Annotated in this window: 22 protein-coding genes; 10 read left to right on the forward strand and 12 right to left on the reverse strand. The window is 66.2% G+C overall.

Annotated elements, in window-relative coordinates; genetic code table 11:
- Positions 1-6: 6 nt before the first annotated feature.
- Positions 7-417 (forward strand): VOC family protein, encoded by a 411-nt coding sequence (locus HV793_RS13310; protein ID WP_175213304.1) that lies wholly within the window; start codon positions 7-9, stop codon positions 415-417.
- Positions 418-447: 30 nt separating this feature from the next.
- Here the strand turns inward: HV793_RS13310 and HV793_RS13315 are convergent, their stop codons facing one another.
- Positions 448-1,374: an alpha/beta hydrolase gene (locus tag HV793_RS13315; protein ID WP_175213305.1), complete on the reverse strand. Its 927-nt coding sequence runs from the start codon at positions 1,372-1,374 to the stop codon at positions 448-450.
- A gap of 179 nt (positions 1,375-1,553) precedes the next feature.
- On the opposite strand from HV793_RS13315, the gene HV793_RS13320 reads away from it, so the two are divergent.
- The gene (locus HV793_RS13320) at positions 1,554-2,072 is read left to right on the forward strand and encodes an O-acetyl-ADP-ribose deacetylase (RefSeq protein ID WP_054454641.1); all 519 of its coding nucleotides are present in this window, start codon (positions 1,554-1,556) and stop codon (positions 2,070-2,072) included.
- Positions 2,073-2,116: 44 nt separating this feature from the next.
- On the opposite strand, the gene HV793_RS13325 is transcribed toward HV793_RS13320, so the two are convergent.
- The 11 genes from HV793_RS13325 to HV793_RS13375 form a co-directional block, all read right to left on the reverse strand.
- Complete coding sequence (locus HV793_RS13325; protein WP_054454632.1) at positions 2,117-3,403, reverse strand: hypothetical protein; 1,287 nt, start codon at positions 3,401-3,403, stop codon at positions 2,117-2,119.
- A gap of 180 nt (positions 3,404-3,583) precedes the next feature.
- Complete coding sequence (locus tag HV793_RS13330) at positions 3,584-3,838, reverse strand: hypothetical protein (protein ID WP_175213306.1); 255 nt, start codon at positions 3,836-3,838, stop codon at positions 3,584-3,586.
- Between the two features lie 605 nt (positions 3,839-4,443).
- Complete coding sequence (locus HV793_RS13335) at positions 4,444-5,223, reverse strand: SDR family oxidoreductase (protein WP_175160704.1); 780 nt, start codon at positions 5,221-5,223, stop codon at positions 4,444-4,446.
- The gene (locus HV793_RS13340; RefSeq protein WP_175213307.1) at positions 5,220-6,764 is read right to left on the reverse strand and encodes a class I adenylate-forming enzyme family protein; all 1,545 of its coding nucleotides are present in this window, start codon (positions 6,762-6,764) and stop codon (positions 5,220-5,222) included. Before HV793_RS13340 ends, HV793_RS13335 begins: the two co-directional genes overlap by 4 nt.
- A gap of 24 nt (positions 6,765-6,788) precedes the next feature.
- Positions 6,789-7,676 carry an ABC transporter permease gene (locus HV793_RS13345; protein ID WP_175213308.1) on the reverse strand — a complete coding sequence of 296 codons (888 nt, stop codon included), beginning with the start codon at positions 7,674-7,676 and terminating at the stop codon, positions 6,789-6,791.
- Between the two features lies 1 nt (position 7,677).
- On the reverse strand, positions 7,678-8,649 hold the full coding sequence (locus HV793_RS13350; protein WP_175213309.1) for an ABC transporter permease: 972 nt from the start codon (positions 8,647-8,649) through the stop codon (positions 7,678-7,680).
- Between the two features lie 9 nt (positions 8,650-8,658).
- The gene (locus tag HV793_RS13355; protein ID WP_175213310.1) at positions 8,659-10,302 is read right to left on the reverse strand and encodes an ABC transporter substrate-binding protein; all 1,644 of its coding nucleotides are present in this window, start codon (positions 10,300-10,302) and stop codon (positions 8,659-8,661) included.
- 28 nt (positions 10,303-10,330) lie between these two features.
- A complete protein-coding gene (locus tag HV793_RS13360; protein ID WP_175213311.1) occupies positions 10,331-10,780 on the reverse strand; it encodes a PaaI family thioesterase in 450 nt (149 codons plus the stop codon).
- Entirely contained in the window at positions 10,777-11,790 is a 1,014-nt protein-coding gene (locus tag HV793_RS13365; protein WP_119451534.1) for a quinone oxidoreductase family protein, read from the reverse strand. The genes HV793_RS13360 and HV793_RS13365 overlap by 4 nt, the downstream gene beginning before the upstream one ends.
- A 30-nt stretch (positions 11,791-11,820) precedes the next feature.
- Entirely contained in the window at positions 11,821-12,930 is a 1,110-nt protein-coding gene (locus tag HV793_RS13370) for a DUF2817 domain-containing protein (protein ID WP_054454623.1), read from the reverse strand.
- Positions 12,930-13,799 (reverse strand): VOC family protein, encoded by an 870-nt coding sequence (locus tag HV793_RS13375; protein ID WP_175213312.1) that lies wholly within the window; start codon positions 13,797-13,799, stop codon positions 12,930-12,932. Before HV793_RS13375 ends, HV793_RS13370 begins: the two co-directional genes overlap by 1 nt.
- A gap of 210 nt (positions 13,800-14,009) precedes the next feature.
- Here HV793_RS13375 and HV793_RS13380 point away from each other — a divergent pair, with 210 nt between their 5' ends.
- The 8 genes from HV793_RS13380 to HV793_RS13415 all read left to right on the forward strand — a co-directional run bounded on the left by HV793_RS13380 (position 14,010) and on the right by HV793_RS13415 (position 22,260).
- Complete coding sequence (locus tag HV793_RS13380) at positions 14,010-14,846, forward strand: transporter substrate-binding domain-containing protein (protein WP_054454619.1); 837 nt, start codon at positions 14,010-14,012, stop codon at positions 14,844-14,846.
- A gap of 13 nt (positions 14,847-14,859) precedes the next feature.
- The gene (locus HV793_RS13385) at positions 14,860-15,597 is read left to right on the forward strand and encodes an amino acid ABC transporter permease (protein WP_175213313.1); all 738 of its coding nucleotides are present in this window, start codon (positions 14,860-14,862) and stop codon (positions 15,595-15,597) included.
- Positions 15,587-16,396, forward strand: a complete 810-nt coding sequence (locus tag HV793_RS13390; protein WP_175160722.1) for an amino acid ABC transporter permease — start codon at positions 15,587-15,589, stop codon at positions 16,394-16,396. The genes HV793_RS13385 and HV793_RS13390 overlap by 11 nt, the downstream gene beginning before the upstream one ends.
- The gene (locus HV793_RS13395; RefSeq protein WP_175213314.1) at positions 16,383-17,249 is read left to right on the forward strand and encodes an amino acid ABC transporter ATP-binding protein; all 867 of its coding nucleotides are present in this window, start codon (positions 16,383-16,385) and stop codon (positions 17,247-17,249) included. Before HV793_RS13390 ends, HV793_RS13395 begins: the two co-directional genes overlap by 14 nt.
- Before the next feature lie 62 nt (positions 17,250-17,311).
- On the forward strand, positions 17,312-18,526 hold the full coding sequence (gene metC / locus HV793_RS13400) for a cystathionine beta-lyase (protein WP_175213315.1): 1,215 nt from the start codon (positions 17,312-17,314) through the stop codon (positions 18,524-18,526).
- Between the two features lie 122 nt (positions 18,527-18,648).
- Positions 18,649-18,999, forward strand: a complete 351-nt coding sequence (locus HV793_RS13405; RefSeq protein WP_175213316.1) for a VOC family protein — start codon at positions 18,649-18,651, stop codon at positions 18,997-18,999.
- 8 nt (positions 19,000-19,007) lie between these two features.
- Positions 19,008-19,937, forward strand: coding sequence for a CysB family HTH-type transcriptional regulator (locus tag HV793_RS13410; RefSeq protein WP_054454609.1), 930 nt, complete (start codon positions 19,008-19,010; stop codon positions 19,935-19,937).
- A gap of 118 nt (positions 19,938-20,055) precedes the next feature.
- Entirely contained in the window at positions 20,056-22,260 is a 2,205-nt protein-coding gene (locus tag HV793_RS13415) for a rhodanese-like domain-containing protein (RefSeq protein ID WP_175213317.1), read from the forward strand.
- The last annotated feature ends 22 nt before the right edge of the window (positions 22,261-22,282 follow it).

Consider the following 22,282-nt stretch of genomic DNA (forward strand, 5'->3'; position numbering starts at 1 on the left):
ATCATCATGCCGGTATTTCAGATCAAGCACTTGGACCATGTCGTGCTCAGGGTTCAGGACCTGACGCGTAGCGTGGACTTCTATACGAAAGTACTGGGCTGCGAGATCAAGAAGAAGAACGATGAGTACGCATTGATCCATCTGAGCGCCGGCGGTTCCATGATCGATCTGGTCGATGTGCAGGGGCCTCTGGGCGCCGCGGGCGGGGCAGCGCCAGGGAAAGACCGGCACAACCTGGACCACTTTTGCCTGCGGGTCGATCCATTCGATGAAACGGCCATCCTCGAGCATCTGCGAGCTTTCGGCATTGCTGCGGACAAGGCCGTGTTGCGGTATGGCGCGGAAGGCGAGGGACTTTCGATCTACTGCTTTGATCCCGACGGCAATCAGATCGAACTGAAGGGGCCTGCGATCTAGGGCTGGCGCAGGTTGGATCTCTGTATTAGGTCAACGCACCGGCAGCAGATATCTCAAGGCCTGCATAAAGCCACGCGGCGCCACGGTGAGATGGTCCTCGTCATTCAGGACCACGGACTTCAGTTTCAAACCTGGATATTTCCGGCTTTGCAGCGCCGCCTCCAGCGCCCGGTTGTCGGCGACCATGTCCACCGTCTGGTTGTAGCGCCGGTCGCCTTTGCGCAGGGCTTCGTAGGCGCCAACATAAAGAAAGACATTCGCCGTCAGGTCCCGATGCTGCTGGGCATAGCCCGCTTCCAGCTTCAAGGCATGCCTTTTGTCGTACCAGAGGGACGGGCTGCCGAGGACATAGCCGTTGAACATGCCGGGCTCGGTGAACAGGATCTGCGTCCCCAGCAGCGCCCCATAGGAGTGGCCGAGAAAGAGGGCTCTGGCCGGGTCGGTCCGGTAGCGGGCGGTGATGTAAGGCTTTACCTGATCGCGCAGATACGCTTGATAGGCCCGCGCCTGGCCATGGACCGCATTGGCCGGCGCGGTGCTTGGGCCGTTCGGTGTAGGCGTGTAGTCGCGCTGGCGGCTGACTCCGCCATCCTCGCCTTTGCCATATGACAGGCCGACAAGAATGAACTCCTCGATCCGCGGTCCTTCCACGTTCAGGCGGCGCGCCAACTGCCGGATGATAGGGAAGGCATAGTCGGCATCGGTAACATAAAGCACGGGGTAGCGCCGTTGCGGCTGCTTCGCATAGGACGGCGGCAAGGCGACGTAGACCTGATAGCCGCGGCCCGACACGGGATCGGGCACGTCCCAGACTTCGCTATCGGCGATTTCGTATGGGCGACCCTCGCCAGATTGCATCTTGGGCGTCGATTTGGCCTGGGCTTGCGTCGGGCCGCCATGTAGGCCGAAGCTGACGAGGAGGGCAATCAACAGGGCATTCAGAAGGCGTCGTTGCATGGGGGAAGGCTCGGCAGCCTGCAAGTTTGAGCACATGAAGTGGGCGGAATTGTAGACTGGCACCATAATCCCGGTCCGTTGCCGCCAGCAGACGTGACGAGTTCCTCAAACTTGCTGCCAGGAAGATCGCCCTGCAAATGCGCCGCGGCGACGGCGTTCGTACCTCAAGGAGCAAAATCATGGCCACAACCCTGCGCGCAATCCGTTCAGACATCACGAAGCTCGAGGTGGACGCCATCGTGAATGCCGCGAACTCCTCATTGCTGGGCGGCGGCGGCGTCGATGGCGCCATCCATCGCGCGGCGGGCCCGGATCTAGTGCATGAATGCAGATTGCTGGGCGGTTGCAAGACGGGGGACGCGAAGGTGACCAAGGCCTATCGCCTGTCCGCTCAATACATCATTCATACGGTGGGGCCGGTGTGGCGGGGCGGGGATGGCGGAGAACCGGCGCTGCTGGCCAGCTGTTATCGCCGATGCATCGAGCTGGCGCAAGAAAGAGCGGTCAAGTCGATTGCGTTCCCCAGCATCAGCACGGGGATATATGGGTATCCTATTGAGCGGGCGACAGAGGTGGCCGTCGCAAGCGTCCGCGAAAGCCTGGCTGAGGACTCATCCATACGGGAGGTGATCTTCTGCTGTTTCTCAGCGGAAGATCTCATTCAATATGAGCGCATCTTGAATGGGCCACATGCATGACTCTGCAAAGGCGCGGTCGCCAAGGCGCAACATGGTCCGCTGACCTAGTTCAGCGTTCGAATGAACCGGTGCAGCCGCCAAAGCGCCAGTCCAACGAAGAGGCTCAGGCAGGCCGAGATGAAGGCTGCCGCGAGCGCGGCCGGATTGACTTTTTCTAGTGTCCAGGCGAGAGCCGCTGCTGCGGACAATGGCAGGGCGGCGGCAGAAATCAGAGTCGCCGCCAGCATGCTGGCCGAAGGATGTAGTCCGAACCATGCTGCGTGATCCGGTTTTTGGTTTGACTTTTGAATACGCCTGAGCAAGTCATGGAGAAGAATCAGGAAGTACGCTTGCACGCAAGCCAAAATGACCATAGCCCCAAAAATCGCACCCTCACGGGGCAGCTTGAGGCCAAATAGATCTACTGCCTGGTCGCTTGCGGAGTGAAGAGCCTTCACGCGCTGAATTGCCTCGTCAATATCAAAATCCTGAAAGCCGTCAGAGACTTCCGCCAACTCATGAAACGCGGCGGCGTATGTGCCGCTGCGCCATGCCGGATACATTTTTTGGAGTGCGGATGGGTCGATGGGCGCCTGCACAAGCTCGAACGGAATGGTGATTTGCACGTCGCGCCTGGGCTCATAACGTGTAGGCCCGAGTTCCAGGATCAGGTCGATTACCTGATTCTTGTCAACCCCGGAAGGTGCATGAGGCTTGCTCAAGCGTGTCGATGCCGGCGGATAGTCATCGTCGGGTGGTTCCGATCGTGCCTTGAAGCACATGCTGTGGATGTAGGAATCGGCTTCAACACCAGAGAACGAGCGGCGAACCCGCACCTTACAGTTCCTTTCCTGGATGTTGCTTGGGAACTTTATGTTGGGGCCCGAGACGACCACGCCGCGTCGTAGTGCATCCCAAAGATCCTCGAAGCTTGCAAGCGAGCGGTTGGACAAAGACAAGTCGGCGTCAAATTGCCAAGCTGCGTATGCCCACAGCTGCTCGGGCTGCAGTTCCGCGTACCCCTGAAACCACAGCTCAATTGGGGGAGGATTGTTCATCTGCATCACTCCGATTGCACTAAGCGATGCAAAGTCGCCTGCCACTGGAATGATCGAGTCCAGGTAAATCTGCTGTCGTAGGACAGGCCAGCGGCTCATGACCTCCCGGATCTGAAGGGCTTGTGTCAGCGCGGTGTTCAGCTTATGGAATTGGCTATTTACAACGCCGACGAAGATCGCGATCGAGAGCATGATCAAGCCGAATTGCATGCCGCGGAGCTGGCTAAGCAGCTCTGCCGGAAGGCTCGCGGGCACCACAGCGGCGGTTGGCGCCGACTTCTTTTTGCGCTTCATGCGTATTTTTCCGTACTCGTTCGGGTGCGTTGCACCGCTCGCCAACGGTTTTCGGAACAGCAAGTGTGACGCGGATCGCCGGCCTGAACGTCGTGGCGATGACGTTGACTTTAGCGCTGAACGTTCGAGTTCGTCGAGCTTTGGAAGCTGGCAAGGCAGTCGCCTATCTCGGGACGTGCACTAGCCGGTATTCAGTATGGCGATTGTCCACATGGCCGGCACCTTGGTGGCCGGGCCGGCGGGTATTCGCGTATTTCCGGATATGCGCTGCAGGTGCTCATGGAGGACACGTTGACAATGCGCCCATGATCGCGCAGGACGGGCAGGGCTTGCTGGATCAAGAAAGGGGATCTTCAGGTTGACTTGGAGTGCCCAATCGAACGCGTCCACCGGCAGGTGGCCGCGCAGGCCTACGCTTGCATTGTTGATCAGCATGTCCGGGCGCTGGGATAACGCCTCGGCGTTTCTTTGGGGGAAAAACGGGTCGACGCATAACGGCGATACTTCGACAGGCGTCGTACATCCACGGGCACCTATCGGAATATCGGAAGTAGATGAAACCTCATTTCAAGTTCCAGCCAGGCTTCAAATGCCTGTTCAAGGTGGCTGAATTCTCCGTGGATCGTCCTTCGGAGGCCTCGTTCCAGGTACAAGATTGCGTAGCCTGACGCAGTTTCCACTAGCCAATTGCCATCATCGTTTGGCTTCGTAGTGATAAAGCAGCCCAAGCCGCGCCGCCGAGCTTCCGCAGAAATTTCCGAAAACGAAACAGTCCAACTCGGTGGCAGACGGCTCCAGGCGCCACCACAGTAGCGATGGACCAAGTTCCACACGCGGCCCGATAATACGGCGTCGATTTGCTCAAGCTCTGGAATTTCCACCTCATTCCCTTACTCTGACTCCCGGAGAATTGGCGATTTTCAGGGATATCCCTGAGCATGTCTACGACCGTTTTTGGGTCGGTATTTGACTTGGGAATGCTTGGGCTTGCTTCGAGCGGAACATGCGCTGCCGATCAACGATGATGCGGCCAGCCAATCCTACAGCCGCTGCCCGCCCGTCGCATCAATACGCTGCCCCGTGATCCAGCGCCCCTCATGCGACGCCAGAAAGGCGACGATGTCCGCAATGTCCTCAGGCTGCCCCACGCGCCCCAATGCAATCGTCTGGGCGATGACCTTGCTCTGCTCCGGATCGCGTGCGCGGGCATTGAGGTCCGTGGCCGTGGCGCCGGGCAGGACGGCGTTCACGGTAATGCCGCGTGCGCCCAATTCGCTCGCCAGCAGCAGGGTCAGCGCTTCCAGGCCGGCCTTGGCCGGCGCGTAGACGCTCATTTCCGGATAGGCGGCGCGCGTGCCCATGGAGGACACGTTGACGATGCGGCCATGGTCGCGCAGGAAAGGCAGGGTCTGCTGGATCAGGAAGAAGGGGGTCTTCAGGTTGACCTGCAGCACCCGGTCGAACGCGTCAGGAGTGACTTCCGGCAGGCGGGCGCGCAGGCCCACGCCGGCGTTGTTGACCAGGATGTCCAGGCCGTCGTCGGCGTAGCGTTCCTTGAGCGAGGCGCGCAAGTCCCGCGCCAATGCTGCGGCGGCGTCCGCCAGCGCCAGGTCGGCCTGCAAGGCCCAGGCTTGGCCGCCAGCTGCCTGGATCTGGCGCACGACCTCGTCGGCGGCATCGCCAGCGCTGTTGTAGTGCACGGCGACGCGCGCGCCGCGCCGGCCCAGGGCCAGCGCGATGGCGCGGCCGATGCCGCGGCTGGCGCCGGTCACGAGCGCGGTTTTGCCCACGAGGCTGTCGGGGAATTCAGTCTGGCTCATGCCGTTTCCGTTTCGGGTTGGGTCCACGCATGCTGCGCTTCCAGTTCGCGCGCGGCAAGCAGCAGCGAGTTGCGGTCGATCTTGTTGGTGCCGGCCCAGGGCAGTTCATCCACGAAGCGGATGCGCCGCGGATGCTGGTAGGCGGGGCCGTACTCGAGCGCGTGGCGCTTGAGCGCATCGGCATGCAGTCGGCTGCCGTCGCGGCGCACGACGAAGGCGACGGGGATATGGCCGCGTTCCTCGTCGGCCAAGGGCACCACGCAGCTCTGGCGCACGTCGGGGTGCGATTCCAGCAGTTTCTCGACCTCGACGGGATAGATGTTCTCGCCCGAGCAGACAAACATGTCGTCGGCGCGGCCCACGAAGTAATAGAAGCCGTCGGCGTCGCGCCGCAGCACGTCGCCGCTGTAGTACCAGCCGTCCTTGAGCACCTGTGCGCTCTTTTCCGGGAGGTTGTGATAGCCGGCGAGCACTGCGGGGTTCTTCATCAGCAGCACGCCCTGGTCCGGGCCAGGACCGTCAGCGAGCCGCACCTGGGCGGGATCGAGCGGGTAGCCCAGCGCCAGCGCGGGCGTGGGCAGCCCGTCGGGATGCGGGCCAAACACGGCGGGGCCGGCCTCGGTGGTGCCGTAGCCGTGGGTCACGCGCACGCCGGGCAGGGCGCGCTGGATGCGTTCCAGCAGCGCCACGGTCATGGGGGCCGAGCCCAGCATGACGCGGCTCAGCGCCGACAGGTCGCGTCCTTGCAGCAGCGCGGGGTCCTTGACCAGTCGCGCGAACATGGTGGGCACGGCGGTCAGGACGGAGATGCGGTAACGCTCCAGCGCGTCGGCATAGGCGGGGACGTCGAATGATGGCTGGATCACCAGCAGGCTGTTGCTGGCGAAGGCGCGCTTGGCCATGAACAGGCCGTTCATGTGGAATAGCGGCTGGGCCAGCAGGTATCGTTCCTGCACGCCGGCGCGGGCGACGACGGCGGCGGAGGTGGCAGCCAGCGCCCACAATTGGCCGCGATGCGTGAGCGGCACGCCCTTGGGCTTGCCGGTGGAGCCCGAGGTGTACAGCATCTGCGCGATGTCGTCGGCCTGCGGCGTGACGAAGCCGAAGTCCGTGGGCGCGATCTGCGCGGCAAAGCCTTGCGGACCGGCGTCGTCGAAGTCCAGCACCGGAACCTTGGCTTCGAAGGCGGCGCGGCGCGGGCCGTCCACCAGTGCGAGCGCGATGCCGGCGTCGCGCAGTACATAGTCGATGTTCTCTTGCGACTGCTTGATGTTGACGGGAACGGCCACGTAGCCCGCCCGCATGATGCCGAAATAGGCGATCAGGTACTCGGCCCGGTTCAGCGCGGCGATGGCGACGCGGCTGCCCGGCGCCAGGCCGCGCGCGGACAGCCAGGCGGCCACGCCGCCCGCCAGCAGGCGGACCTGGGCGTGGGTGTAATGCCGCGGCGTGTCGGACTGGCGCAGGTCGATGATGGCGGGCAGATCGGAAGACAGTTCCGGGTCGGCCAGATGGCCCAGATTGAGCAGGGAATGCGTCATGGAATTTTCCGGAAAGAATGCGGCTCAGCGCTTTTGCAGCTTGGGGTTGAGCGCGTCGTTCAGGCCGTCGCCGACCAGGTTCAACGAGAGCACGGCCAGCATGATGGCCACGCCCGGCACGGCGCAGATGTACCAGGAAGAGCGGATCAGGCTGCGGCCTTCGCCGACCAGCCGGCCCCAGCTGGCGATGTTGGGGTCGCCCAGGCCCAGGAAGGACACCACCGATTCGTAGAGGATGGCGCCGGCCACGACCAGCGAGGACATCACGATGACGGGAGGCAGGGCGTTGGGCAGGATTTCCGCGGCGACGATGCGCAACGGACTCATGCCCAGCGCGCGGCAGGCCTGCACGAACTCGCGTTCCTTGAAGGACAGGAACTCGGCCCGGGTCAGGCGCGCGATGGGCGGCCAGGACACCAACCCTACGGCCAGTGTGATGTGTTCGATGCGCGGCCCCAGAATGGACACCACCGTCAGCACGAACACGACGTTGGGAATGATCTGGAACAGCTCGGCCACGCGCATCAGGCCCTCGTCGACCCAGCCGCCGGCCCAGGCCGCGGCCGCGCCCACGCTCACGCCGATCAGCGTGGCGGTGGCCGCGGCCACCAGGCCGGTCAGCAGGGTGGCGCGCGCGCCGTGGGCGATCATGGCGGCGATGTCGCGCCCCATGGAGTCGGTGCCCAGCGGATGACGCCAGGATTCGAACGGCCAGACCTCCGGCGCGGCGACGATGCGCAGCGGGTCTGTGGGATATAGCCAGCCTGCGCCCACCGCCAGGAAGGCGACCAGGACGAGCAGCGCGGCGCCCGCGACGGCGCCCCGGTTGCGCGCAAAGCGCGCCGCGAACGAGGCGTGGCGGCGGCGCGATGCCGCGGGCAGGGCAGGGGCAAGAGTGGGGGATGCGGACATGTCAGGCAGCCTTGATGCGCGGGTCCAGCCGCGTGTAGATCAGGTCGACGGCGATGTTGGCGATGATCACCACGAAAGAGCTGAGCACCAGGATGCCCAGGACGACGGGATAGTTGCGGCTCATGACGCTGTCGAACAGCACGGCGCCGATGCCGGGCCAGCTGAACACCGCCTCGACCACGATGCTGCCGCCCAGCACCGCGCCCAGTTGCAGGCCCAGCAGCGTCACGATGGGCAGGAAGGCATTGCGCAGCACGTGGCGCAGGACCACGGCGCTGCGCGTCAGGCCCTTGGCGTACGCGGTGCGCACGAACTCCATGCGGCTGACTTCCAGCATCGAGGCGCGCATCACGCGGGCATAGGCGGCGGAATAGAACAGCCCCAGGGCCAGCGCCGGCAATGCCAGGTGGTGCAGCACATCCAGCGCCTGGCGCCAGGCGCCGCCGGACAGGCCGATGGTCACCATGCCGCCCACCGGAAACCAGCCTAGCTTGACCGAGAACAGCACGATCAGCATGATGCCCAGCCAGAAGCTGGGCGCGGCAAAGCACAGCACGGCGAACACCGACACCGCGCTGTCCCACCAGGTGTTGACCTTGACGGCCGACACGATGCCGGCCGCCATGCCCACCAGCACCGCGATGGCGAGGCTTGCGCCCATCAGCAGCAGCGTGGCTGGCAGGTGCGCCAGGATCACGTCCAGCACGGACAGGTTGTGGCGGTAGGAATAGCCCAGATCGCCGCGCGCCACGGAGCCTATGTACTTCAGCAACTGCACGGCGGGCGGCTGGTCCATGCCGTAGGTCACGCGCAGGCGCTCGATGAGCGCCGGGTCGGTGACCTGCTGCTCGGCCGTCATCACGTCCAGGAAGGTGCCGGGCACGGATTGGATGAGCGCGAAGTTCAGCACCACCACGCCCAGCAGCAGCGGGACGGCCTGGGCCAGCCGGCGCAAGATCAGTCGGATCGGCATGCGTGCGCCTCAGGCCTGCAGCCAGACGTCGGCCAGGGTTTCGCCCTGGACGTTGGCGCCGGTGGTGAAGTTGCGCACGTTCTTGCCGGCCAGCGTGAACGACTGGATCTCCACCAGCGGCACGTGCGGCACGTCGGTCGAGGCCAGGCGGGCGAACTGGTGCGCAAGCGTTCGGCGCGCGTCCGGGGCGGTCTCCTGGGTCAGCTTGGCGACCAGCGCGTCCATTTCCGGGTTGGAGTAGCCGGTGGCGTTGCGGAAGGCGGCGCCTTTGACGATGCCGTCGGTGGTGTAGAACTGGGTGACAGTGGGCACCAGTTCCAGCGGCGAGGTGAAGTTGGAGACGGCGATGTCGTAGTCGTAGTCGCCATAGATGCGCTTGAGCGCCGTGGCGCGGTCCACGGAATCCAGCTTGACCTCGATGCCCACGTCCTGCAGCGCCTGCTTCAGGTACTGGCCGAGCTTGGCGTTCTCTTCGAACCAGGCGGCGGCGACCAGATTCACGGTGAAGCGCTTGCCGTCCTTCACCGGCAGGCCCGCGGCGTCCAGCAGCGCGGCGGCCTTCTTGGGGTCGAACGGATAGCGCGGCACGTCCTCGGTGTAGAACAGCGGGTTGCTGCTGAAGACCGGCGCGATGGCGGGCTTGCCGCGGCCATAGTAGATGGTGTCGACGATGAACTGGCGGTCGATGGCGTGCAGGATGGCCTGGCGCACCTCGCGGCGGTTGACGATGTCGCGGCGCTGGTTGAATTCGGCGGTCACGGTCCATGCCGAGTTCTGGTAGCCGCGCGTGTCCACCACCACCTTGCCGGTCTTGAGCAGGCGGTCGATGTCGCGGGCAGGCACCGGGTTTGAATAGGCCAGGCCCAGCTCGCCGGTCTCCAGCGCGGCGCCGCGCGTGGCGGGGTCGCCCCACCAGCGGATGATGAGGCGGTCCAGATTGGGCTGGCCGGCATTCCAGTAGCTGTCGTTGCGCAGGTATTCGACGTGGCTGCCGCGCACCCACTTGCCGTACTTCCAAGGGCCGGTGCCGACCGGCGTGTTGTTCAGCGGGTTGGTGATGATGTCGCGCCCGTCGTACAGGTGTTTCGGTATCAAGAGCTGGAACTGACCGGCCAGCGTGGATTTCAGGAAGAACTCCGGAACCGGCGCGTCGAAGTTCAGCACCACGGTCAGCGGATCGGTCGCGGTCGCGCCGGTCAGCGACTTCAGCGCGATGCCGGCGGAAATCGGCTTCCAGTGCTGCAGCACGTTGTAGACCACGTCGGCGGACGTGAACGGCGCGCCGTCGTGCCAGGTGACGCCTTCGCGCAGCTTGATGGTGTAGCTGCGGAAGTCTGCGGCGGGCGTCACGGACAGGGCCAACGCGGGCTGGAACTTCAGGTCGGCATCCAGCTTGAGCAGGCGTTCGAGGATCTTGGTCGCGGTCTGGAACGGGCTGGACCCGCCGCCGCCGGGCACGAACAGGGCCTGGGGCTCCAGGCCGCCCCAGCTGGCGACCAGGGTGCCGCCTTTGCGGGCGGGGCCGGCGTCGGCGCCGGGCTGGGCAGTCGCGGCCAGCAACGCCTGGGGCGCGATGCCCAGGCCGGCGGCCAGGCCGCCCGCGGCGGTACGGGTAAGGAAGGCGCGCCGTCCGGGGCGCTGCGCGGTGGTCATGATGGTGTCCTTGAAGATGAGAGCCCGCTCAGCCCTGGGCGAGCGTGGCGTAGGTGGCGCGGCCGATGGCCACCAGCGCACCCTGGTCGTTGTAGAGGTCCACGTCGGCCACGCCCACGCTGCGGCCGTTGCGGCGCACGCGGGCCACGGCGGTCAGCGCGGTGTTGACGGCGGGACGCAGGTAGTCGACGCGGAAGTTGATGGTCGGCAGGCCGCGGCCCAGCAGCATGCCGACGGCGAAATCGCCGACGGTGTCGATCACCGCGGCCAGCGGGCCGCCATGCCATTGGCCGCTGGCCGCGCCGCGCTCGAATTCCGGGCGCATGGGGGCCAGCACGGTCAGTTCGCCTTGCTCGTGATCGACGTCGCGCACCGACAGGCCGAGCCAGGCGATGAACGGCGAATCGTCGAACCTGGCCTGGATGGCCGCGGCGTCGAGGGTGGCAGCCGGAGCCAGCGCCTTCGTGTTCGCGCTCATGCCGACACCAGCACTTTGCCGACGATCTTGCGATCTTCCAGCGAGGCCAGCGCCTGGGCGCCTTGTTCCAGAGGCCACTTGCGGTCCACGTGGACGCGCAGCCGGCCGTCGCGCACCAGCGCCAGCAGCTCGTGCAGGTCCTCGCGTTCCCAGCCGTTGGAGCCGCGGATCTGCAGCTCGAAGGTCCAGATATAGCGCAGGTCTTCCTTGGGATCGAAGCCCGCGGTGGCACCGCAGGTCAGCAGGCGGCCGCCCAGGCGCAGGCAGCGCAACGATTTGACCCAGGTGTCGCCGCCCGTGAAGTTGACCACCACATCCACGCCGCCCGGCTTGCCGCTGCGGCGGCGCGACGGCTTGCCGAAGCGCTCCTGGACCGCCTTGAGGAAGTCTTCCTCGGTGTACAGAATGATGTGGTCGGCGCCCAGGGCGCGCAGCGCCTCGGCCTTTTCGGGGCTGCCGGCGCAGGCGATGACTTCGGCGCCAGCCAGCTTGGCCAATTGCACGGCGCACACGCCCACGCCGCCGCTGGCGCCTAGGATCAGCACCTTTTCGCCTGGCTGCACCTGGCCGATGCGGTTCATCATGCGCAGGGCGGTGCCGTAGGCCACGGGCAGCGCCGCCGCCTGATCGAAGCTGACCTCGTCGGGCAGACGCAGCAGCTGGTGCGCCGGTACGCGGCACAGTTCGGCCAGGCCGCCATGAATCGTCTCGCCCACCAGGCCGCCATCGACCCGGTCTATCGGGTCCACCAGCACGCGGTCGCCCGCCTTCCAGTCGCGCACGTTGGCGCCGGTCTCAACCACCACGCCGGCCACGTCCAGGCCGATGATGACGGGAAAGGGCAATTTGATACCGGGCATGCCGCGGCGAGTGAACACGTCGTGGTAGTTCAGGGACGAGGCCCCGACGCGGATGACCACGTCGTCGGGACCGGCAACGGGATCGGGGAATTCGGTTTCCAGGCGCAGCTTGTCGGTGCCGCCGTGTTCACGCAAAACAATGGCTTTCATGAGTCTCTAGATGTATGGGTAGGGAAAGAATCACCACGCGGCCAGGCCGGCGATGGCCTGGCGCGTGATCTGCAGGCCGTGGGCCACGACATTGCGGCGCCAGACGCTGGACACGGGTACGAAGGCATCGACCAGATCCGCCCGCAACTGCGCATCGCGCGCGGCGTCGGGCGCGGCCGGGGACTTGAAGCGCAGCCATTGGTCCAGCCTCAGGGCCGGCCGCATCTGCAGGCCGCGCGTGCCGAATTCGACGACTGCGCCGGCCAGCGGCCGCTGGCCCAACGCTTGCTGTACGCCACGGAACACCAGTCCCTGGTAGTCGGGACGGGCCAGGCCGTGCGGGCGCTGCCCCAGTACGCGATCCGCGCCCCACCAGGCCGCGGCTTGCGCCTGCTCGGCGCTGCCGTCGGGGTTGAAGCACAGGAAGAAGGGCTCGCCGTATTCGCCGATGCCGGTGTGCCAGTCGATGAAGGCCACCCGTTCGCTCGCGCCCAGGTGCTCGTCGACGATGCGGCGCAGCGTGCGGTTGGACCATTCGGGGCCGTTGCCGCCATAGACCAGGCCGTCCGGGTGCGTGTACTGGCCGCTGGCCGTGACGTTGAAGAGCGCGTCCGCGCCGTGCTCCTGGCGGAAGCGGTCCAGCGCCTCGGCGCCGGCGTCCAGCGCGGCCTCGGTCCAGTGCTGCGGGATCAGGTGCGGATGCAGGCTGGCATAGTGCGGGTTGGGCGGTGCGGCCCGGGTGTGGTCGATGAAATTGCGGTTCAGGTCGACATTGTTTTCGGTGGTGCGCGTGTCGTGCGCATAGCCGTAGGGATTCAACGCATGTACCAGCACCACGTTGACGTCGTCCGGCAAGGGTAGGCCGCCGTCCGCCTGCAGCCACGCGAGCTGCACCGCCGAGCCGGCCGCGCCTTCGAGGCCGTGGGTGCCGCTGATGGCCAGATGGGTGCGGGCGGCGCCGGGGCGGCCCAGCACCGCCACGTCTACGGTCAACGGCCGGCCCTGCGGGTCGCGCGCCGTGGGATGTTCGTGGCGCGAGAGCGCGGCGCCCCGCGCCGCGGCGGCGGCCACGAAGGCCTCGCGCGCTGTTGCGTAGTCGGCGGAAAAGCAGGTCCAGTAGTCGGGCAGGGGCTGGCCCATCATGCCTCCTGCACGAAGACTTGCAGCGCGCCGGCAGCATGCTCGGGCGCCACCGCCAGTTCGCCCTGCGCGTTGGCGCGGTACGGGACCTCGTTGGCGTCGAGCCACGCGCGCGTCTGCCCGATATCGCGCACGCCGATGACCGATCCCGCGAACCAGCCGCCCTGGCTGCTGGCGGGCAGGCCAGCTGGCACGCGCACATGGGGGAAACGCTGCTCGAAGGCGGCGGGCGCGAGGAAGTCGATGCGCAGGCTGCCGCGCCGCACTTGCAGGCCCTGGTCAGGAAGCTCGCTGATGGCAATGGGGCCCAGCACGCGTTCATACGCGGCGCGCAGGGCGCGTGGCTCGGGATGCACGGCGATCAGCGACTCGATGCGGCGGGCGCCGTTGGCATGGCCCTGCCATTCGGGCCGGTAGACCAGATGGCGCGTGAGATGGCCGCAGGTGAAGAAGTCCGGCACCGCGAAGAGGCCCGCGGGAAACTGGGTGTTGTTCCAGGCCGCGTCCTCGCTGCCGGCGGGCAGGTGCACCGGACGGCCGCCGCGCTGCGGCGCTTCGGCGTCTATGCCCAGGCGGGCAAGCTCGGCGTGCACGGCGCTGCTGTCGGTGGTCTGCAGCGCGACGGAGACCGGGCCTTCATAGGCGTCGTCAAAGCCCGCAAAGCGCGACTGCTCGCGCAGCTCCGGCGGGAATGCCAGCAGCTCCAGGTAATTGGCGTCCAGGATCAGGGTCTGGTTACGCGTGCCGCGATGGTGGCGGCCTTGCGGCGCCAGGGCAAAGCCCAGCTTCTGGTATTGGGCGGTTGCGGCCTGCAGGTCATGCACCCGGATGATGTAGTGGTCCAGTCCGGTGACTGAGGGTATGGACATCGCGTTTCCTGAATTTGCTTGACGGAAGCGGGCAGTCTGGCCGAAGCGCAGGCGGGCCAGAACGATTGAATTCGCATGTGGATATTTGCTTTCTGTTCGCGCCAGGGGACAGGAGGCATCCGCATATTCATATCTGAAAGTCTTCTTTGCTCCTGGGCCAACCCGCAAGCAGCATGGTGGTCCGTTCAAAGCACATCCCTCTACAACGACATGACGACTCGCAAGACTCCGGGCGGCGCCCGCATCGCATTCTCCCTGGCGCTGGCCCTGGCCGCCGGCGCGGCGCAGGCCGACGCCACGCTGGAAAAGATCAAGGAACGCGGCACCATCACCATAGGCGTGCTGGCCAATGGCGGCGTGTTTGGTTCGCTGGACCCCGCGACGCAGCAGCTGGTGGGCTGGAACCCGGAGCTGGCGCGCGAGCTGGCCAAGGGCCTGGGCGTGAAAGCGGAATTGGTGCAGGTGCAGACCGCCACGCGTACGCAGTTCCTGATCTCCGGCAAGGTCGACCTGCTGATCGCGTCCATGGAGCTGAACCCGGAGCGCGCCGAGATCCTGGGCTATGCGCCGACGCCGTTCTTCCGCGTGGGCGGCACGGCCGCCACGCTGAAGACCAGCGGCATCGCCAAGTGGGAGGACCTGCGCGGCAAGCCGGTGTGCGTGTCCCAGGGCAGCAGCTTCGCGCGGCCCTTGTCAGCCGACTACGGCGCGGTGGTCAAGGGCTACAAGAGTTCGTCGGATTCGCTCCTGGCGCTGCGCGGCGGCCAGTGCGTCGCGGCCGTGCACGATTCGACCTTGATCCAGCCGCTGCTGCGCAGCAATCCGGAATGGAAGGACTACCACGCGCCCATCGCCACCGAGGTGCTGCCGGCAAATTCGGTGGTCTGGACCCGCAAGGGCGAGGCCGACACCATCGCCGCCGTTGACAAGGTGGTGCAGGACTGGCATCGCACGGGCTGGCTGATCGCCACGGAAACTCGCCTGGGCATCGCACCGCCGCAGCCGCTATTGCAGGAACTGCATGCCAAGTACAAGCAGGGAAGTTGAGGCGGATCGGCGCATGTTCGAATCGGCACTGCAAGCCTGGGTCGGCCTTTTCAAGCCGCTAGGCCTGAACTACAGCTTCGTGTTGGACGCGGGTGAACTGTCCGCGTTCGGCCGCGGGCTGCTGGTCACGCTGCAACTATGCGCGTGGACCATACCAGTGAGCCTGGCGTTCGGCGTCCTGATCGCGGCGGGCCTGACCAGCGGCCGCGGCTGGCTGGCAAGGCCATTGCAGGCTTTTGTGGAAGTCACGCGCAACACGCCCACGCTGGTGCAGCTGTATTGCGCCTTCCTGGTGCTGAACATGCTGATCACGCAAAAGCTGGGCGGCGGCAGTCCGATAGCGCCGTTCGCCTGGGTGGTGATCGTGGTGGCGCTGCACAAGGGGGTGTTCCATGCCGAGGCCCTGCGCGCGGGTATCGAAGCGGTGCCCGCCGTAACCATGGAGGCGGCTCGTTCGCTGGCGTTCTCACGGCGCCAGATCCTGACCCAGGTGCAACTGCCGCTGGCGTTGCGCTTTGCCTTGCCGGCACTGGTCAACAACCTGGTGGACTTGGTGAAGATGACAGCGATTGCGTCGGCCATCGCGGTGGGCGACGTGACCTATGAGTCCATCATGATCTGGTCGTACCGCGACAACGTGTTGGAACTCTTGCTGCTCATCCTGCTGTACTTCGGCCTGCTGACCTGGCAGGTCGGTCTGGGCGGGAGATGGCTGGAAGAACGTTTGAGGATGCCTGGCTATGGCCAATGACCTGGTCCTGAACGCACAGGCCGCGGGGCGACGGCTGCCGCCGGCCTTGCGCGATCCCTGGCTTGTCGTATTGCTGGCGTTGGCGGCGCTGAACCTGGCGTGGGCGGCCACCAACTCGGCGCCCGCCGCCGTGCGGACGCTGTGGTATTGGTCGCCAGCCTTGCTACGCGGTTTGGCGATGAACGTCCAGATCAGCGTGCTGGCCATGGCGCTGGGTACGCTGGCCGGGCTGGTGGTGGGTGCGCTGTCGTTGTCGCCGTCGCGGCTGATGCGCCGCCTGACACGCGCCTACGTGCTGTTGTTCCGCAATGCGCCCATCCTGGTGTTGGTGTACTTCACCACCTACGTATTTCCCTTCGAGCTGAGGCTGGGCGGATGGAATCTGCCGTTTCCGGACTGGATCAAGGTGGTCATCGGCCTGGGCCTGCCGGCCAGCGCCAACGTGGCCGAGATCTTCCGCGGCGCGATCCAGTCCATCCCCAGCGCGCAATGGGAGGCCGCGCAATCGCTGGCGTTCCGCCGCGCGCAGATCTTCCGCATGATCGTATTGCCGCAGTGCCTGCGGCGGATGCTGCCGTCGTGGATGAACCTGTACGCCAGCATCACCATGAGCACGTCGCTGGCCTCGCTGGTGGGCGTGCACGATCTGGTGGACGCGGCCACGGTGGCCAGCAATACGGTGTCGCGCACCGACTTCACGATATTGGTCTACTTCACGCTATTGGCGCTTTTCTTCGCCTATTGCTACCCCATCGCGCGCTGGACGCGGTATCTGGAAAAACGCCATGAGCATTATTGAATTCGAGGCGCGCACAGCCGCCTCAAGGGGCGCGGCTACGCCGCCGCTGGTCAGCCTGCAGGACGTGCATCTGGCCTTTGGCCAGACGGAGGTGCTCAAGGGCATGGACGTCGAGGTGCGGCAGGGGCAGGCGGTGTCCATCATCGGACCGTCGGGATCGGGCAAGTCCACCATCCTGCGCTGCATTACCGGACTGCTGCGCCCGCAGCGCGGCCGCATCGAGGTTGGCGGCGTGCGCGTGGACGCCTTGAAGACGGAAGCCGAGCTGATTGGCCTGCGCAAGCGCGTGGGCTTCGTGTTCCAGCAATACAACCTGTTCCCGCACCTGAGCGTGCTGGAGAACCTGACGATCTCTCCCATCAAGGTGGGCGGCGTACCGCGCGCGCAGGCCGAGAAGCGCGCGCGCGAGCTACTGGCCCAGGTGCGGATGGAGCACAAGCAGGACGCCTATCCCGGCGAACTGTCCGGCGGCCAGCAGCAACGCGTGGCGATCGCGCGCGCGCTGGCATTGCGGCCCGAGCTGATCCTGTTCGATGAAGTCACTTCCGCGCTGGACCCGGAGATGGTCGGCGAAGTGTTGGCCGTGATTCGCGAACTGGTGGAGGACGGCCTGACTTGCGTGCTGGTGACCCATGAGATGCGCTTTGCCGAAGAGATCAGCGACATTGTGTATTTCACCGAGGCCGGCCGGATCGTCGAGTCCGGGCCGCCGGCGCGCCTGTTCGGGGCGCCTGCCAGCGAGCGCACGCGCGCCTTTCTGCAACGGGCGGTCGGCGCGGCGCCCGTGCGCGAGCGGACTCCCGATCCCATACAGAGCTACCTGCATTTCGATCCGCTGCGCCTGGCGGTGTGAACCCTGATGGAGTTGCGTATGATTTTCATATCCCTGATTCCCATTTGTGGCGAGGTGACCGCATGAGCCTTGCAGACGCTCGCGTCCAGACCCGGCTGGTGCATGCCGGCGCGCCCGACCTGAAGCAGGGCGGCGGCCCGGTGAACGTGCCGGTGGTACGCACCAGCACCGTGCGCTTTGCCGACACGGCCGCGCAGGCGGCCCTGGGCCGGCAACGCGCGGCCGGGGAACGCGTGGCGACCTATGGACGCCATGGTCTGGACACCCATCAGGCGCTGGAAGAGGCTGTGACGTCGCTGGAAGGCGGCTACCGCACGCTGCTGGCACCCTCCGGGCTGTCAGCCATCGTGCTGGTGCTACTGGCGACCCTGGCACCGGGCGAGCACGCCTTGGTGGCCGACAGTGTCTATTCGCCGGTGCGCAAGGTGGACCGCGCGCTGTTGCAGCGCTATGGGATCGAGGTGGAGTATTTTTCCGCAGCACGCGACGACCTCGCAGCGCTGATCCGTCCGAACACCCGCCTGCTATACCTGGAGTCGCCCAGCTCGCTCCTGTACGAAGTGCAGGACCTGCCTGCGCTGGCCGCGACGGCGCGGCGGCATGGCGTGCTGGTGGCGGCGGACAATACCTGGAGCGGCGGCCTGTATTATCAGCCGCTGGCGTTGGGCGCGCACATTTCGATTCAGGCGGCCACAAAGTACCTGGCGGGACACTCCGACGTGATGATGGGCGTGGTCACGGTCGATAGTCCGGAACTGGCCAGGCAACTGGGCGCGACCTACGACGCCCTGGGCCTGTCGGTGGGCGCGGACGATGCCTATCTGACCTTGCGCGGCCTGCGCACGTTGGATGTGCGGCTGGCGCGGCATCATGAAAACGCGTTGGTCGTGGCCGAATATCTGGCGCGGCACGAGGACGTCGCCAGAGTCTATTACCCAGCGTTGGCGCAGGACCCGGGCCATGCGTTGTGGCGGCGGGATTTCAGCGGCGCCAGCGGCCTGGTGTCGTTCGCGTTCCGCCATTCCGATGCCGCGGCCGGCGCGCGCTTCATCGATGCCTTGCGCTATTTCTCCATCGGCGCATCCTGGGGCGGCTACGAAAGCCTGGCGCTGGAGGCGGCGCCCGAGCGCCTGGCCGAGCACAGCCAGTGGCGGGATGGTCCGCAGACCCAACCCGTGGTGCGCCTGCACATCGGGCTGGAAAGCCCGCTGGACCTGGTGGACGACCTGGAGCGCGCATTCGCGGCAACACGCCAGGCCCTGCGGCGCAGCGCCTGAGGCATATGCAAATGAGCGGTTTTCTTTAGGGTTTCCGGCTATGTAGAAGCAACGTTTACCTCTTTGTCCGTCAGTACCCGCGACCACTAGAATTTGCCCTGTTCCATGATTGGCGGCAGGGCATGTCTACTATTCTTTCCATCGGTTCGGTGCAGCTTCCGTTTCTTGTCCAGCGGCAGGCGGCGGTACGCGAGTTCTATGGTCACATCATCGGCCTGGACGAAATGGCCGGGGCCGGCGGCCAGCGGCTGCTGTTCGCGCTGGGCGAAGCGACCTTGTCGCTGTCTCCCGTGGACGAAATCAGCAGGGAAGTGAAGCCCGATTACCTCGCGCTCAGGACCGGCGACTATGACGTCATCCTGGCGCGCCTGCGCCGGGCTGGACACCATCCGGTCTGCTCCTTGCCAGACGCCGGGCCGCGCGTGATGTACGTGAAAGATCCGTCCGGCAATCAGCTGGCATTCCTGGGCTGAGGCGCGCGATGAACTTCCAGCAATTGCGTTCCGTGCGCGAGGCCGTACGCCAGGACTTCAACCTGACCGACGTGTCCGAAAGCCTGCACACCTCGCAGCCCGGCGTCAGCCGTCAGATCCGCGAACTCGAGGAAGAGGTGGGCGTCGACATCTTCGTGCGCTCGGGCAAGCGGCTGATCGGCCTGACCCCGCCCGGCGAGCTTATCCTGCCCTTGGTCGAGCAGATCCTGCAATGCGCCGATAACATCCGCCATGCCGGCGCGGAGTACGCCGACAGCCGGACGGGCGTGCTGTCCATAGCGGCCACCCATTCGCAGGCGCGCTATGCCTTGCCGCCCGTCATCAAGGAGTTCCGCGAACGCTATCCCGAAGTGGTGCTGCATCTGCATCAAGGTTCGCCCAAGCAGGTGTCGGAGATGCTGCTGGAGGGCGAGGCCGACATCGGCGTGGCGACGGAAGCGGTGGCCGATTATCCGGGGCTCGTCAACCTGCCTTGCTACCGTTGGAGCCACAGCATCATCGTGCCTCGCGGCCATCCTCTGGAACGGCAGCAGGACGGGGTGACGCTGTCGCAGCTGTCGCGCCATCCCCTCATCACCTATGGGCGGGGCTACACGGGCCGGGCGCATATCGACGAGGCCTTCGCGCGAGCCGGCATCACGCCCGACATCGTCATGACGGCGATGGACGCGGATGTGATCAAGACCTATGTGGAGCTGGGGCTGGGCTTGGGCATCGTGGCCTCGGTGGCCTGGGACGCCGAGCGCGACACGCGCCTGTGCGCCATCGACGCCCGCCACCTGTTCGAGATTAACCTGACGCGGCTGGCGATACGGCGCGGCGCATGGCTGCGCGGTTACGCTTTTCACTTTATCGAGATGTTCGTGCCGACTTTGACGCGCGAGATCGTCGAACGCGAGCTCAAGGGCGAAGGCTGAGGCAAGCGGCGCAGGGACAGTCGTCCCGCGCATATCCATAGTTGCATCGCTTCGTTCCCGCCGCGGCGCCGCGCACGTAGGCTGACCTTTTCTTCCACACGGAATTCAGGGCCATCCCATGAGTACATCTGCACCGCTGTCCGCAACCGCGAGCATCCACAACCAACGCGCACGGGCCGTGCGCGAGTTCATCGCCCATGCACGGCGGCTGGCGCCCGATGCCGCCAGCGTCACGCGCGAACAACTGGCCGAAGTGGCAACGCTGCTGGAAGCGCTGGGCCGCCGCCGCGAGCTGTTCCCGGCCGAAGAGTTCGCCTTGGTCCCGGGCAGGCCGAACGCCATCTACCGGCTGGCGGAGGACCTGGACGGCGGCCATGCCCTTTACCTGTCGCTGGGCGCGCCGGGCAAGGCCCAGCCGCCGCACGACCACACCACCTGGGCCATCATCGCCGGCGTGCAGGGCAATGAGCGCAATGAGGTCTATGCGCGCGAGCGCAGCGCCGATCCGCTGCGCGATGTGCTGACCCACGTCCAGCGCGTGGATGTGCAGCCGGGCAGCTCCATCGTGCTGGGGCCGGCGGACGTACACACCATCGAACTGGTAGGTGACGAGCCTGGCGCGCACCTGCATTTCTATGGCCTGGCGCTGGACCGCCTTCATGGCCGTGTGGTGTTTGAAAGCACGGCGGGCGGCACCTACCGCACATTCTCGCCGCCTGCGGCGATCTATCATGCGCGTATTTCCACGCAGGCGCTGCAGGACGAACTGCGCGGCGCGGGCGAGATCGCCCTGCTGGACGTGCGCGAGGCGGGCCGTCATGCGCGCCGCCATCTGCTGCACGCCGTGCCAGCGCCCTTGTGGCGCCTGGAACTGCTAATCGACAGGCTGGCGCCGCGCCGCGATGCGCGCATCGTGCTGGTGGATGATGACGAGACGCTGGCACACCAGGCCGCGGCCAAGCTGACGCGCCTGGGCTGGAGCGATATTTCGGTGCTGGCGGGCGGGACGGACGCCTGGGAGCGGGAGGGGCGGGAGTTGTTCTCCGGCACCAACGTGCCCAGCAAGGCGTTCGGCGAAGTCATCGAGCATGAGAAGCGCACACCCTGGATCGACGTCGACGAACTCGATGCGCGCGTGGCGCGCGGTGACGACATCGTGGTGGTCGACAGCCGCACCCCGGAGGAATTCCATAACTTCACGCTGCCCTTCGCGCACAGTCTGCCTGGGGCGGAACTGGTCTATCGAATCCGCGAGCTGGCGCCGGACCCGGCTACCTTTGTGGTGGTGAACTGTGCGGGACGCACGCGCAGCATCGTCGGCGCGCAAACGTTGATCGACGCCGGCATACCCAACCGTGTCGCGTCGTTGCGCAACGGCACCATGGAGTGGCTGCTGTCGGGCCGCGAGCTGGCCCATGGCAGGCATGCGGCGCTGCCTGAGCCGGACGGCCAGACCTTGACTGCGGCCCGCCAACAGGCGGTCGGCGTCGCGCGCCTAGCAGGCGTCGCGCACATCGATACCGCCGCCTTGCTGGCATTCGAGGCGGAGCAGGACGTGCGCACGCTTTACAAGTTCGATGTGCGCACCCGCGAGGAGTACGAGACCGGCCATCTGGAGGGCTGGCGCTGGGCGCCCGGCGGCCAACTGGTGCAGGCCACGGACGAGTACCTGGCCACGCGCCGCGCCCGCGTGGTGCTGGCGGATTGGGACGGCGTGCGCGCCTTGACCACCGGCGCCTGGCTGGCCCAGCTGGGCTCGGTGGAGGTCTATCTGTACCGACCGCCGGCATCGGCCGCGTTGCAGAGCGGGCCGGAGCCGCGGCGGGTGCTGCGCCACCGGCCTGACGCCGGCGGTTTGCGGCCGCAAGCCTTGCGGGCCGCGTTGGAAAGCGGCCAGGCCGTGCTGTTCGACGTCGATGCACGGGTTGCGTACGAACGCGGCCACGTGCCGGGCTCCCGATACTCGGCGCCCGACCGCCTGGCCGAGTTCCTCCCCGAAGACCGGGACCGGACCATCGTGCTGACTTCCGCCGACGGCGTGCTGGCAAGCGTCGTGGCGGCCGAGCTGGCGTGGCGCAGCCAGCGGCCGGTGCGCTACCTGCTGGGAGGCACCCGCGCCTGGAAGGAACAGGGCCTTGAACTGGCCCGTGGCGGGCAAGGCGTGCTGACGGGGGACGACGACCAGAGCGTCAGCCCTTATCTGTTGGACGACCTGGCCGCGCGGGATCAGGGCTTCCGCGACTATCTGGACTGGGAGCTGGGACTGGTGGCGCAGCTGGAGCGCGAAGGCAGCCAGGAGTTTCGGTTGATCGCGCGGGAGTGACCGGAGCGGCCAGCGGGCGCAG

Source organism: Achromobacter aegrifaciens, assembly GCF_902859965.1.
Lineage (GTDB): Bacteria > Pseudomonadota > Gammaproteobacteria > Burkholderiales > Burkholderiaceae_B > Achromobacter > Achromobacter aegrifaciens.

Coding starts and splice junctions, on each gene's coding strand:
- HV793_RS13315 (WP_175213305.1), bottom strand. CDS start 1,374: ATGCAACGACGCCTTCTGAATGCCCTGTTGATTGCCCTCCTCGTCAGC.
- HV793_RS13365 (WP_119451534.1), bottom strand. CDS start 11,790: ATGAAAGCCATTGTTTTGCGTGAACACGGCGGCACCGACAAGCTGCGC.
- HV793_RS13395 (WP_175213314.1), top strand. CDS start 16,383: ATGAGCATTATTGAATTCGAGGCGCGCACAGCCGCCTCAAGGGGCGCG.
- HV793_RS13350 (WP_175213309.1), bottom strand. CDS start 8,649: ATGCCGATCCGACTGATCTTGCGCCGGCTGGCCCAGGCCGTCCCGCTG.
- HV793_RS13370 (WP_054454623.1), bottom strand. CDS start 12,930: ATGGGCCAGCCCCTGCCCGACTACTGGACCTGCTTTTCCGCCGACTAC.
- HV793_RS13375 (WP_175213312.1), bottom strand. CDS start 13,799: ATGTCCATACCCTCAGTCACCGGACTGGACCACTACATCATCCGGGTG.
- HV793_RS13310 (WP_175213304.1), top strand. CDS start 7: ATGCCGGTATTTCAGATCAAGCACTTGGACCATGTCGTGCTCAGGGTT.
- HV793_RS13335 (WP_175160704.1), bottom strand. CDS start 5,223: ATGAGCCAGACTGAATTCCCCGACAGCCTCGTGGGCAAAACCGCGCTC.
- HV793_RS13410 (WP_054454609.1), top strand. CDS start 19,008: ATGAACTTCCAGCAATTGCGTTCCGTGCGCGAGGCCGTACGCCAGGAC.
- HV793_RS13340 (WP_175213307.1), bottom strand. CDS start 6,764: ATGACGCATTCCCTGCTCAATCTGGGCCATCTGGCCGACCCGGAACTG.
- HV793_RS13385 (WP_175213313.1), top strand. CDS start 14,860: ATGTTCGAATCGGCACTGCAAGCCTGGGTCGGCCTTTTCAAGCCGCTA.
- HV793_RS13380 (WP_054454619.1), top strand. CDS start 14,010: ATGACGACTCGCAAGACTCCGGGCGGCGCCCGCATCGCATTCTCCCTG.
- HV793_RS13405 (WP_175213316.1), top strand. CDS start 18,649: ATGTCTACTATTCTTTCCATCGGTTCGGTGCAGCTTCCGTTTCTTGTC.
- HV793_RS13320 (WP_054454641.1), top strand. CDS start 1,554: ATGGCCACAACCCTGCGCGCAATCCGTTCAGACATCACGAAGCTCGAG.
- HV793_RS13345 (WP_175213308.1), bottom strand. CDS start 7,676: ATGTCCGCATCCCCCACTCTTGCCCCTGCCCTGCCCGCGGCATCGCGC.
- HV793_RS13390 (WP_175160722.1), top strand. CDS start 15,587: ATGGCCAATGACCTGGTCCTGAACGCACAGGCCGCGGGGCGACGGCTG.
- metC (WP_175213315.1), top strand. CDS start 17,312: ATGAGCCTTGCAGACGCTCGCGTCCAGACCCGGCTGGTGCATGCCGGC.
- HV793_RS13360 (WP_175213311.1), bottom strand. CDS start 10,780: ATGAGCGCGAACACGAAGGCGCTGGCTCCGGCTGCCACCCTCGACGCC.
- HV793_RS13330 (WP_175213306.1), bottom strand. CDS start 3,838: ATGCTGATCAACAATGCAAGCGTAGGCCTGCGCGGCCACCTGCCGGTG.
- HV793_RS13325 (WP_054454632.1), bottom strand. CDS start 3,403: ATGAAGCGCAAAAAGAAGTCGGCGCCAACCGCCGCTGTGGTGCCCGCG.
- HV793_RS13415 (WP_175213317.1), top strand. CDS start 20,056: ATGAGTACATCTGCACCGCTGTCCGCAACCGCGAGCATCCACAACCAA.
- HV793_RS13355 (WP_175213310.1), bottom strand. CDS start 10,302: ATGACCACCGCGCAGCGCCCCGGACGGCGCGCCTTCCTTACCCGTACC.